The sequence below is a fragment of the Isoptericola halotolerans genome (assembly GCF_003003075.1).
In the GTDB taxonomy this organism is placed as follows: Bacteria; Actinomycetota; Actinomycetes; order Actinomycetales; family Cellulomonadaceae; genus Isoptericola; species Isoptericola halotolerans_A.
Genome location: NZ_PVTX01000004.1, coordinates 224,846 through 236,499 on the forward strand (window position 1 = coordinate 224,846; position 11,654 = coordinate 236,499).

At 70.1% G+C, this 11,654-nt stretch carries 11 protein-coding genes; all 11 read right to left on the reverse strand.

Features of this window, described 5'->3' with window-relative positions; all coding sequences use genetic code 11:
- Position 1 precedes the first annotated feature (1 nt).
- The 11 genes from BCL65_RS07975 to BCL65_RS08025 all read right to left on the reverse strand — a co-directional run bounded on the left by BCL65_RS07975 (position 2) and on the right by BCL65_RS08025 (position 11,630).
- Positions 2 to 1,825, reverse strand: coding sequence for an ABC transporter ATP-binding protein (locus BCL65_RS07975; RefSeq protein WP_106266832.1), 1,824 nt, complete (start codon positions 1,823 to 1,825; stop codon positions 2 to 4).
- On the reverse strand, positions 1,825 to 2,733 hold the full coding sequence (locus BCL65_RS07980; protein ID WP_106266834.1) for an ABC transporter permease: 909 nt from the start codon (positions 2,731 to 2,733) through the stop codon (positions 1,825 to 1,827). The genes BCL65_RS07975 and BCL65_RS07980 overlap by 1 nt, the downstream gene beginning before the upstream one ends.
- Before the next feature lie 45 nt (positions 2,734 to 2,778).
- Positions 2,779 to 4,299, reverse strand: a complete 1,521-nt coding sequence (locus BCL65_RS07985) for an ABC transporter permease (protein WP_106266836.1) — start codon at positions 4,297 to 4,299, stop codon at positions 2,779 to 2,781.
- Positions 4,300 to 4,467: 168 nt separating this feature from the next.
- Positions 4,468 to 6,294 carry an ABC transporter substrate-binding protein gene (locus BCL65_RS07990; protein WP_106266838.1) on the reverse strand — a complete coding sequence of 609 codons (1,827 nt, stop codon included), beginning with the start codon at positions 6,292 to 6,294 and terminating at the stop codon, positions 4,468 to 4,470.
- 313 nt (positions 6,295 to 6,607) lie between these two features.
- Positions 6,608 to 6,823 carry a hypothetical protein gene (locus BCL65_RS07995; RefSeq protein WP_106266840.1) on the reverse strand — a complete coding sequence of 72 codons (216 nt, stop codon included), beginning with the start codon at positions 6,821 to 6,823 and terminating at the stop codon, positions 6,608 to 6,610.
- Positions 6,823 to 7,626: a GNAT family N-acetyltransferase gene (locus tag BCL65_RS08000; RefSeq protein ID WP_106266842.1), complete on the reverse strand. Its 804-nt coding sequence runs from the start codon at positions 7,624 to 7,626 to the stop codon at positions 6,823 to 6,825. The genes BCL65_RS07995 and BCL65_RS08000 overlap by 1 nt, the downstream gene beginning before the upstream one ends.
- A gap of 55 nt (positions 7,627 to 7,681) precedes the next feature.
- Positions 7,682 to 8,272, reverse strand: coding sequence for a hypothetical protein (locus tag BCL65_RS08005; protein ID WP_106266844.1), 591 nt, complete (start codon positions 8,270 to 8,272; stop codon positions 7,682 to 7,684).
- A 92-nt stretch (positions 8,273 to 8,364) separates the two neighbouring features.
- Entirely contained in the window at positions 8,365 to 8,805 is a 441-nt protein-coding gene (locus tag BCL65_RS08010) for a HEPN domain-containing protein (protein WP_125206506.1), read from the reverse strand.
- The gene (locus tag BCL65_RS08015) at positions 8,798 to 9,412 is read right to left on the reverse strand and encodes an ArsR family transcriptional regulator (protein WP_146137215.1); all 615 of its coding nucleotides are present in this window, start codon (positions 9,410 to 9,412) and stop codon (positions 8,798 to 8,800) included. Before BCL65_RS08015 ends, BCL65_RS08010 begins: the two co-directional genes overlap by 8 nt.
- Positions 9,413 to 9,437: 25 nt before the next feature.
- Positions 9,438 to 10,523 (reverse strand): redox-regulated ATPase YchF, encoded by a 1,086-nt coding sequence (gene ychF / locus BCL65_RS08020; RefSeq protein WP_106266849.1) that lies wholly within the window; start codon positions 10,521 to 10,523, stop codon positions 9,438 to 9,440.
- A gap of 51 nt (positions 10,524 to 10,574) precedes the next feature.
- Positions 10,575 to 11,630, reverse strand: coding sequence for a GNAT family N-acetyltransferase (locus tag BCL65_RS08025; protein ID WP_106266851.1), 1,056 nt, complete (start codon positions 11,628 to 11,630; stop codon positions 10,575 to 10,577).
- Positions 11,631 to 11,654 lie beyond the last annotated feature (24 nt).

The window sequence follows — 11,654 nt, forward strand, 5'->3', positions numbered from 1 at the left end:
GTCAGCCGCCGTGGAACGCCCCGCCCAGCGGGTTTCCACCCTCGGCGCCGGGTGTCTTCCGCCGCGCGGGCCGGTCGTCCCGGGACGTCGGGTCGATGCGCAGCTCGACGACCTCGTCGCCGAGCTCGGCCAGGAGCCGGTGCCGGTCCTCGCGCCGCTGCTGCTGCTCGAGCGGGTCGGGCACGGGTGCCGCCGCGAGCAGCCGCTTCGTGTAGTCCTCGCGAGGGTGGCGCAGCACCGCGTCGCGGTCGCCCTGCTCCACGATCCGGCCGTCCTGCAGCACGACCACCTTGTGGGCCAGGAGGTCGATGACCGCCAGGTCGTGACTGACGAACAGGCAGGCGAACCCGAACTGCTGCTGCAACGACGTGAACAGCTCCAGCACCGAGGCCTGCACGGAGACGTCGAGCGCCGACGTCGGCTCGTCCGCCACCAGGAGATCCGGCTCCAGGGTGAGCGCCCGAGCGATGGAGACGCGCTGGCGCTGACCGCCGGAGAGCTCGTGCGGGTAGCGGTTGTAGCACGCCCGCGGCAGCTCGACGGCGTCGAGCAGGTCCATCACCCGCTGCTGGCGGGAGGCGGCGTCCCCCACCTGGTGCACCACGAGCGGCTCGGCGATCGCCTCGCCCACCGGGAAGCGCGGGTTGATCGAGGCGGCCGGGTCCTGGAAGACCACACCGATGCGACGGCGCAGGTCCTTGAGCTGCTTCTTGCTGAGCGCGCCGAAGTCCTCGCCGAGGATGCGCACGCTGCCCGAGCGGGCCGGGATGAGGCCCAGCGCGCACTTGCCGATCGTGGACTTGCCCGAGCCGGACTCCCCCACCAGTCCCACGATCTCCCCCTGACCGACGGTGAAGGAGACGTCGTCGACGGCGCGGAACGCCGGCTTGCCGAGCCGGTGGTACTCGATGACCAGGTTGTCGAGGGCGAGCGCCGGCGCCGGACGGCGCTGCTCCTCGCCACCGGCCACCGCGACGTCGGCCTGCCCGGTCCCCTCGCCCAGGTGGGGCACCGCGCCGAGCAGCCGCTTCGTGTACTCGTGCTGCGGGTCCGTCAGGACCTGCTCGGCGGTCCCCGTCTCCACGAGGTCCCCCTTCAGCATGACCGCGACGCGGTCCGCCATGTCCGCCACCACACCCATGTTGTGGGTGATGAGCAGGATGCCGGTGTCGAGCTTGTCCTTCAGGGACCGCAGCAGGTCGAGGATGTCCGCCTGCACCGTGACGTCGAGCGCCGTGGTGGGCTCGTCGGCGACGATCACCTTGGGGTCGCACGAGATCGCCATCGCGATGACGACGCGCTGGCGCTGCCCGCCCGAGAGCTCGTGGGGGTACTGCTTGAGCCGGCGCTCCGCCTCGGGGATGCCGACCATGTCGAGGAGCTCGGCCGCCCGGGCCGTCGCCTGCCTGCCGTAGGCGATGCCGTGCAGCTGGAGCGCCTCGGTGAGCTGGTCGCCGATGGTCAGCACCGGGTTGAGCGCCGTCATCGGCTCCTGGAAGACCATGGCGATGTCGTTGCCGCGCATCTTGCGCAGCCCCGCCTGGTCGAGGTCTCCCACGATCTTGTCGCCGACCCGCACGGTGCCGGAGACCCGGGCGTTGGACGGGAGCAGGCCGAGCGCCGTCGTGGAGGTCACCGACTTGCCGGAGCCGGACTCGCCCACCAGGGCGACCACCTCACCGGGGTGGACCTCGAGGGAGACGCCCTTGACGGCGCGCACGTCGCCGAACTCGGTGCCGAAGGTGACCTCGAGGTCGGTGAACGACAGGACGGCGTCGCCGGTCGAGGTGGCGTCGGACGAGGAGGTGATGTCGAGGGTGGTCATCAGGCCTTGGTCCTGTTCTGGCGGGGGTCGAACGCGTCGCGCAGACCGTCACCGATGAAGTTCACGCTCAGGGCGATGGCGAGGATCATCAGACCCGGCCACCAGAAGAGCCACGGACGCGTGGTGAACGCCGTCTGGTACTGGGAGATGAGCAGGCCCAGCGACGTGTCGGGCGCCTGCACACCGAAGCCGAGGAAGCTCAGCGAGGTCTCGAGCAGGATCGCCGCCGAGATCGCCAGCGTGGCCGAGACGATGATCGTCCCGACGGCGTTGGGCAGCACGTGCTTGAAGATGATGCGCTGCGCCCCGGTGCCCACCGCGGTCGCCGCCACGACGAAGTCCCGCTCGCGCAACGACAGCACCTCGCCGCGCACGAGCCGGGCGAGGCCGGTCCACGTCACGATCCCGAGCATGAGGGTGAGCCCCCAGATGCCCCACGGGCTCGCGATCTTGCCGAGCACCGCCGCGAGGACGAGCAGCGGGATGACGATGAGCAGGTCGGTCAGGCGCATCAGCGCCGCCTCGACCCAGCCGCGGTAGTAGCCCGCGAAGGCACCCACCACGGTGCCGATCACCGTCGAGATCAGTCCGACGCCCAGGGCGATGATGACCGACTTCTGGGTGCCGAGCATCACGAGGGCGAAGTAGTCCTTGCCGATCGTGTCCTGCCCGAACGGGTGCTCCCAGGTGGGCGCGCCCGTGCCGATCTTCTCGTACTGGGAGACCGGGTCCTTGTCCCACCAGCCCGGGATCGGACCGATCCCGAGGGAGGTGAAGGCCACGATGATGACGACGGCCAGGACGACCATCGCGACGATCGCGCCCCGGTGACGGAAGAAGCGTCGCCGGACGAGCTGGCCCTGGCTGTACGACTTCTCCTCGGTGGTGACGGTCTCGGCGTCAGTCATGGCTCGCTCCGATGAGGTGGTGCAGACGGGATCCGGTCATGGCGCTCACCGCCGGATCCGTGGGTCGAGGAAGGCGTAGGCGATGTCCGCCAGCATGTTCATCACGATGGCGGCGATCCCCGTGACGAGGAAGAACGCCATGACGGGTGCCGGGTCGACGGCGTTGAGGGCGTCGATGAACAAGGCACCCATGCCCTTCCAGCCGAAGACCCGTTCGGTGATCACCGCACCGCCGATGAGGTTCGCGAAGTCGAACGCGACGATCGTGGTGATGGGGATGAGCGCGTTGCGGAAGGCGTGCTTGGTGATGACCGCCCGCTCGCTCAGGCCCTTCGAGCGGGCGGTACGGACGTAGTCCTGGTTCATCGTCTCGAGCATCGAGGACCGCGTGTAGCGGGAGTACGAGGCGACCGAGACCAGCGTGAGCAGCACGGTCGGCAGGACGAGCTGCATCCCCGTGTCCAGCACCGACTCCCAGAAGTCACCCGTGAAGTTGGGCGTCTGCGAGCCGATCGTCGAGATCGGCCGCGGCTTGAGCTCCAGGAAGCTCGACCAGTTCGCGACGAGGATGTCGAAGACGACGACCAGCGAGGTCAGGATGCCGGTGATCGCCGACACGAGCATCGCCTGCTTGCGCGCGTAGCCGCCCCAGGCCGCACCGACGCCGAGCGAGACCGCCACGGCGAGCACGAAGAGACCGATGAGCACCCACCACGACGACGGCGCCAGCAGCAGGTTCGCGAACAGCAGGTAGCTGACGGTCCCGACGACGGCGGTGGTGACGGCCCCGTACAGCACCCTGCGGTTGCCCAGCCCGGCCACGATCGCCGTGGTGAGCACCGCCGCCCCGAGAGAGGTGAGCAGCACCATCGCGAGCCCGAAGGTCGGGTTGCGGTACCACTCGAGGACGTTGAGCACGTAGAGCACGACGGCGACGAACGCGAACGTGGCGCCCGCGGTGTACAGCTTGCGTCGCCAGCTGCCCCCGAGCACGGCCGCGACGACGACTCCGACGATCAGGGCGATGAGCAGCACCATCGGTGGCTCCATGTCGCCGCTGGCGATCCAGTCGTTGAACCGGATCGCGCCGTACTCCTTCAGCAGCACCGCCGCCCAGAAGACCGGCAGCGAGAAGAAGAGGAAGGCGAGGAACGTCACGGTGTAGTCGAAGCCCGAGTACTGCCGGATCGCGGTCAGGATGCCGAGCGCGACACCGATCACGATGGCGAGCAGCGTGGCGAGCGTGACGAGGCGCAGGGTCGACCCGGCGGCGAGGCTCGTCAGCTCCAGCACGTCGGACCCGTTGATGTTGGTGCCCAGGTCGCACGACCCGGTGAAGCATCCACCGACACCCTGGAGCCAGTCCCAGTAGCGCTGGTACCAGGGCTGGTCGAGGTTCATGAGGTCGATGCGCGCCTGCATGAGCTGCGCGGCGTTGTCCGCGTTCGACTCGCGAAGGTCTTTCAGCGGGTCGCCCGAGATCGTCACGAGCCAGTAGATGAGGACCGACGCCAGCCAGAGGATGAAGACCGAGATGCCGAGCCGTCGGAGGATGAACTTGAGCACGGTGTGCCCCTTCGGGGGCGGCAGGGAGTCTGCCGCCGGTCAGATCGGTGGGACGGAGAGGTCACGCGGCACAGGACCTTGTGCCGTCGCCCGGGACACGGAGCCCTGGCGACAACACCGTGGGGCAGGGAGTCGTGCTCCCTGCCCCACGGCTGGTGCATCAGGTCGTCAGGAAGCGCGAGCCCACTGCTCGCTGTTCCACACGATGCCCGACTGCGCGGCGGTGTCGCGCACGTTCTCCAGGTCGGAGCTGTACGCGCCGACCCCCGGGTGAGCGAACAGCGGGATGCCGAACAGGGTGTCCCACAGCTGCTTCTCGATCACCTTGGTCTGCTCCAGGTGCACCGACTCGTCCGCGGTCGAGGCCAGGGTGTCCCAGGCCTCGTCGACGACCTCGTCGGAGTAGCCGCCGTAGTTCTGCGGCTGGTCCGTCGCGTAGATGTTCTGGCCCGAGGCCTTCTGGCCCGAGCCGGCCCACGCGAACAGCGCGACCTCGTAGTCACCGTTGGGCAGGTCCTTGTCGAAGAACTCCGGCGAGCCGGTGTCGACGATGTTGAAGCCCACCTGGTCGCAGGACGCCTTGATCGAGGCGATCTCGTCGGCGCGGCGCGGGTTGGGCGCCGAGTAGCCGATGCGGACCTCGGTGCCCTCCTCGAGGCCGGCGGCCTCGAACTTCTCCGCGGCCATCTCCAGGTCGACCTCGTCGTAGCGGCCGTCGTAGGAGGCCGAGACGACGTCCTCGTAGCTGTCCTGGAACGGGAACACCTCACGGGCGTTCATCACCACGGCGGTGTCGTCGATCGGCTTGATCAGGTCGTCGACGATCTTCTGGCGGGGCACGCAGTAGGCGAACGCCTCACGCGCCTCGAGGCTGTCGGAGAAGACGCCGTTGTTGAAGTTGAAGTCGAGGTGCTCCCACGTCAGCGTCTGACCGGTCGTGACGGTGACGGCCTCGCCGAGCTGCTCGAGCTGGGCCACCGTGTCGACCGTGGCCTGCGGCTCGATGACGTCGAGGTCGCCGTTCTGCAGCGCCTGGACGTGCGTGTCCGCCGCGGCGAAGCGGAAGGTGAGCTCCTTGGTCGCCGCCGGGGTGCCCCAGTAGCTGTCGTTCGCCGTCAGGGTGATGGACTGACCGGGGACCCAGCCGTCCTCCTTGAAGGTGTAGGGGCCCGACGACGGCACGAGGGCCAGGTCCGGCAGCTCGCCCGGGTCGGAGAGCCAGCCCGTGTTCCAGAACTCGGCAGCCTGCTCGAGGATCTCCATGTCGAGGTCCTGGATCGCGGTGACGAGCTCCTCGGTGGTGATGCCGATCTCCTCGGCGACCACGTGGGCCGGCAGCGGCGCGCTGACGAGGATCTCCCAGTCGGCGTAGATGCGCTCGTAGTCGTACTGGAACATCTTGGCGTCCGCGGAGTCGGCCTGCGGGCCCTCGGGCACGTAGTCACCGAGCGTCATGCCGGAGACGTGGTTGAACAGCGGCGTCTCGCTCGCGTCCTCGGTGACGGCGCCGTCGGCGGTGATCGCCTGCGTGGCCCAGTCGAGCAGGAAGTCCGCGTACGTGATCGGGGTGCCGTCGGACCAGACTGCGTCGTCCGCGAGGGTGTACTGCACCTGCAGCGGGTCCTCGGAGATGGCCTCGTAGGTGCCGAAGGTCTCGTCGTGGCAGATGGTGCCGTCGACGCCGAAGTACCAGAACGCGCCCTGCATGCGCTCGGTGACGGCACTGTTGTACGTCGAGTACGTCTCGGGCGTGAGGGTGTTGTAGCCGAGGAACTCGTCCTCGCCCACGGAGTACTTGACCTCGCCCTCGGCCGTCTCCGTGGTGCCGGTGTCGACCTTGCACGGGTCGCTGATCTGCTCCGCGTCCATCGACTCTTCCGCCATCGACTCTTCCGACTGCGGTTCGTCGTCGGCTGCCGGGCTGGAGCACGCCGAGAGCAGCAGGGCGCCCGCGGCGACGGCCGCGACGGCTGCGCTTGCTCGCCTGATCTTCACTGGGTTCCTCCTCAAGGGGAAGGACCCCCCGCCGTGCTCGTCCGGCACGCTCGTGGCTGTGTCCGGTCTCACCCTCGGAGGGTCCGTGGTGTTCGCCACACCGTACCCAGCCCCGGGTGACCGGATTCACCTTCCCGACACTTTGCGACTTGATCGTTACCGATCTGAGACTGCGGAGAAGCATGGCGCACGATTTCGCCGGTTGCATCGGAACACAAGCGAAACAAGGAGGTTCTGTTCCATCACGTCGCTGTCATATAACGATGTTATGGAAGGAAATGGAAAGGCGAATCCCCGCAAAAGGACTCGGCGCTCAGGCTCGGTGGCCACGCTTCTCGTTGCCGCGGCGGTAGTTGCCGGTGGCACGTGCGAGCAGCTCCTGGTCCTGCTCCTCGTCCTGACCGAGGAGCGCGACCAGCCGGGCGGCCTTCGCCCCGGCGACCACGACCACCAGCCGACCGCCCCTGCTGACGAGCACGCGGCCGTCCTTCGTGACGCGGTGGTCGAACGGGTCGTCCTGGAGGCTCATCAGAGATCCGCCGCCGGACGCCGCCAGCGGTACGGCGTCGTCGTGGACACCTTCACCATGCCCGAGCGCTCGAGGATCGGCCGGGAGAACTCGGTCGAGTCGCTGTGCATCATGTGCGTGCCCGCCGCGAGCGCCGACCGGGCCCGGGCAGCGGTCAGCGCCCGGTAGATGCCGCGTCCACGCCACGCGGGGCGCGTGCACCCGCCCCAGACCCCGGCGAACTCGGTGCCGGCGACCGGCTCGAGCCGCCCGGCGCTCACGATCTCGCCGTCGGCCTCCGCGACCCACAGCTCCATGCCGGGGTCCACGGCCTGCCGGCGGAGGATCGCCTCGGCATGCCCGGCCGACGGCGGGGCGCCGAAGACCTCGTCCGCCATCGCCTGCATGGCGCGGACGTCGGCCTCGGTGGTGAGCCTGCGCAGCGTCACGCCGTCGGGCAGCGGGACGTCGACGGCGAGCGCCTCGGTGAGCCCGATCATGATCGACTCGGTCCCGTCCTGGACGAACCCGGCGTCGACCAGGGCGTCGTGCAGGCCGGGGGCATGGTCGTGGCCACGCGTCTTCCACTCGACGCGGTCGATCGCGTCGTCGGCGCGGAAGTGGTCGAGCGCCCCCGCGACGAGCTCGCGGACGTCCGCCGCATCGGCGCCGCCGAGGTCCCGGTAGGTCACGAACCCCTGCCCGCCGGCGAACGTCACGAGCCACAGCGGTCCGCGGCGGCTCACCCGCAGGGCGGACGGCGTCTCGGCATCGGTGCGGAGCTGCTCGTCGTAGGCGGCGAGGAGCCGTGCGGTGTCGGTCACCTCCGTGACGCTGTCATCGCGGCCTCGCGAGCGCAACGGATTTCCCGCTCGGACATCACTGCTGGCGGGCGGCCCGCAGGTCCTCGTCCGACCACCACGACGCCGCCGCGTGCCCGAGCAGCAGCTTCGGGTAGTAGGCCCAGGCGAACCACGGGGCCCGGACGGACGGGCCGAGAGCGCCGTCGAGCAGCAGACCGCCGACGGTGAGGGCGACGCCCAGGGGACGACGCCGGTCCGGGTAGCGCCGGATCGCCGCCGTCGACTCCAGGAGGAAGACGTAGTGGGCCGCGGCCCACACCGCACCGGGGACGCGGCGGGCCGCCCCGCGGTCCAGCCAGGCGACGGCCGCCGGGTGCACGTGCAGCGCGGCGAACGTGAGGTGCTGGGCGTCCCCCTGCCCGGGACGCTCGTACCAGCGGGCGCACGCCCGAGTGTTGTTGACGTAGGCGCCGCCGCTGAGGTCGACGGCGAGCAGGCACGCCGCCACGGTGCCGGCACGGGCCGCACCGCGTCGCCGGGCCACCACCGGCGCCACCACCGCGCCGACCGCCGTCGTCAGTGCGGTCAGGGCGTGGTTGACCGGCGTCGCCTCCGGCCCGACGAACTCGGCCCACGCGCGACGTACCGCATCGCGTCCGCTGCTCACGCCGCCACGGTGGCACGCCGGGCGACGAGCGGCAACGTGGACAGCGAGCTCCACGCGTGCCCGATCGGCCGACGAGACGAACTGGTGGGACCTCATTCCCCGGATCGGACGTACCGCGCGCAGACCTCGACGATCGCGGACGCTGCGTCGATCGCCTCCGCGACGTCCTGCCTCGTCGCCGTCGGGTGCTCGTCGTCCGGATACTCCGTCGCGTTGCGCACCTGGCGCATCCAGTCGAACTCTTCCAGCGCCTGGTCTCCGACGAGTGCAGCGACCGCGATCCCCGTGTTGCGGTGCGCTCCACCGACAGGGCGGACCCGCATCCCTTCGACGGCGAGGACGGCCGCGAGGGCTTTGCGCGCGGCGTCGTACGCGGCGGTGAAGGCCATCGCGTGATCGTCCGTGCCGGCGAGCATCTCGGCCGTGCGGACATGCCGCTCGGCGGTGCCGATCACGCTGAGCGCATGGTCGCGATTGACGGCCACGCGCTCCAGCCGGCGATTCGCGAGCATCTGGTCGATGACCTCAGGCATGGACGTCACCCGACATCACATCGACGACCGGACGCGAGCGGATCGTCGCGACGAATGGCGAGGGCGCGTCGACACGCCAGTCATCAGGTGCGAGTCGAGAGATGTTCACGGCGGCGTCCAGCCGGTCCCCGGCTTCGGACGCGAGTGCCGTGAGCGTCTTGCGAGGGGCGTCGCCGACGACGAGCACGTCGATGTCACGAGGGAACGGACCGCACTCCCCTGCCCGGCGCGCAGCCCAGGAACCGTAGATCATGACCCGCTCGACGCCGTCCAGGCCCGCGAAGAGCTCCCGGAGCACCGGGACCGGTCCGTAGGTCGCGGCGATCAGGTCTCGCATCAGCGTGAACAACGGGTGCTCCGGATTCGCGCGGACGAGCCGGTTGCGTCCCAGGTGTCGGTCGCGAAGCACCTCGCCGTCGACCAGCCGCCCGACCTCGCGATGCACGACCGGACCGCTGACTCCGGTTCTCCGCCCGAGCTCGGCCAGCGTGAACTCCCGGTCGGGGTGCCCGAGCGTCTCGGCCAGGATCGCCCCGACCGCGTCCGAACGCACGAACGGCGTCAGCCGCGATGCGGAAGGCTTCACAAACAGGAAGATATCTTCCATTTATAGGAATCGTCAAGGTGGCGGCTCACACGTTGAAGCGGAACTCCACCACGTCACCGTCGGCCATCACGTAGTCCTTGCCCTCGATGCGCGCCTTGCCGGCCGCCTTGGCGGCCTGGACCGACCCGTGCTCGACGAGGTCGTCGAAGGAGACGATCTCCGCCTTGATGAAGCCCCGCTCGAAGTCGGTGTGGATGACGCCGGCGGCCTGCGGGGCGGTCCAGCCCTTGCGGATCGTCCAGGCCCGGGCCTCCTTGGGCCCCGCGGTGAGGTACGTCTGCAGCCCCAGGGTGTCGAAGCCCACGTGGGCGAGCTGGTCGAGCCCGGCCTCCGCCTGCCCCGACTCGGCGAGCATCTCGGCGGCCTCGTCGGGCTCCAGCTCGACGAGCTCGGACTCGAACTTCGCGTCGAGGAAGATGGCGTGGGCGGGGGCGACGAGCTCGCGCATGCGGTCCTGCATCGCGGTGTCGGCGAGCCCGGCGTCGTCGGTGTTGAAGACGTAGATGAACGGCTTGGCCGTCATGAGCTGCAGCGAGGCGATCTCGGCGAGGTCGAGACCGGCGGCCTTCGCCCCCTGGAACAGGGTGGTGCCCGCCTCCAGGATCTCCTGGGCCTGCTTCGCCGCGGCGAAGAGGACCGGGTCCCCCTTCTTGATCTTGACCTCCTTCTCCATCCTCGGCAGCGCCTTCTCCAGGGTCTGGAGGTCGGCGAGGATGAGCTCGGTCGAGATCGTCTCGATGTCCCCGGCCGCGTCCTGCGAGCCCTCGACGCGCACCACGTCACCGTCGTCGAACGCGCGTGTCACCTGGCAGATCGCGTCGGCCTCACGGATGTTGGCGAGGAACTTGTTGCCGAGACCCTCACCCTCGGACGCCCCCTTGACGATGCCCGCGATGTCGACGAACGACACCGTGGCGGGCAGGATGCGCTCGGAACCGAAGATCTCGGCCAGCCGGCCGAGCCTCTCGTCCGGCAGGGGCACCACGCCCACGTTCGGCTCGATCGTCGCGAACGGGTAGTTCGCCGCGAGCACGGTGTTGCGGGTCAGGGCGTTGAAGAGGGTGGACTTGCCGACGTTGGGCAGGCCGACGATGCCGATAGTGAGTGCCACGTCGGCCCAGTCTACGCATCGGGGCCGGAGCAGCCGTTCAGCCGCGGACCGTCATCCCTCGACCGTGATGTCGCGGTGCCAGGACTCGGTGACGTAGGCCGTGCGCCAACCGAGCTTGCTGTAGAGCGCCTCGGCGCCCGTGGGGCTGTCCGCGTCGACCTCCAGGCCCACCCGGCGGCGGCCGCGGGCGGCCGCGTCGGCGATCACGGCGTACAGCAGGCCGGTCGCGACGCCCCGCCCCCGCGCCTCGGCGAGCGCACCGATGTAGTCGATGTAGGTGCCCATGCTGCCGGACGCGTCCGGTCCGGACTCCGACCCCACCAGTGCTCCGACGGGCACCGGCTCGCCGCCGGGGACGGACGGGACGTCCGCGAAGGCCAGCCACCAGTGGTCCCAGCGGTGCCCCGGGTCCTCCCGCAGGCGCTGCACGAACTCGGTGAAGTACTCCTGGTAGGAGTTGAAGTGGTCGGTGAACGCGGTCTCGAGGACCTGGTAGACGGCGTTGAGGTCCTCGGCGACCGGCATGCCGTTGTCGTGCTGGGCGACCCGGCGCACGACGACGCCCTCGTGGGGGACGGGGAACGCCCCCGGCTCGCCCTCGTGGGGCTCCACCGGCCGCGTCATCTGCCACCAGGTGCGCACGTGGTCGAACCCGGCCGCCGACAACCACCCGCGCAGGACGTCGTCCCCGGCGAACGCACCGGCGTCGAGCTGCGTGCTCCCCGTGCCGCGGAGCTGCGCGAACTCTCCGCCGACCTCGGCCAGCCACGCGTAGCACCAGGCGGCCACCTGCTCCTGGAGGCCGGTCGCCAGCGTGCGGTCGACCTCGATCCCGATGACCGCGCGGCCCGCCGCACGGTCGTGGGCGTGCGCCCAGGCGCGGATCACGCCGTCGGCGTCCCGCAGGACGACGTGGCGCCGCGTCCACGACGCCTGACCGGCGACCTCGTTCTCGACCGCCCGGACGTCGGCGTCCGCCGAGCCCGTGTACGGAGCGGCCTGCCGCGCACGGAGCTCACCCAGCCGGGGGGCGTCCGCGAGGTCGGGAGCCACCGCCGTCCAGTCGTCGGGAAGAGTCGCTGCCGGTCGGTCGCTCGCAGAATTCACGCGGACCAGTCTGTCAGGTCCGCG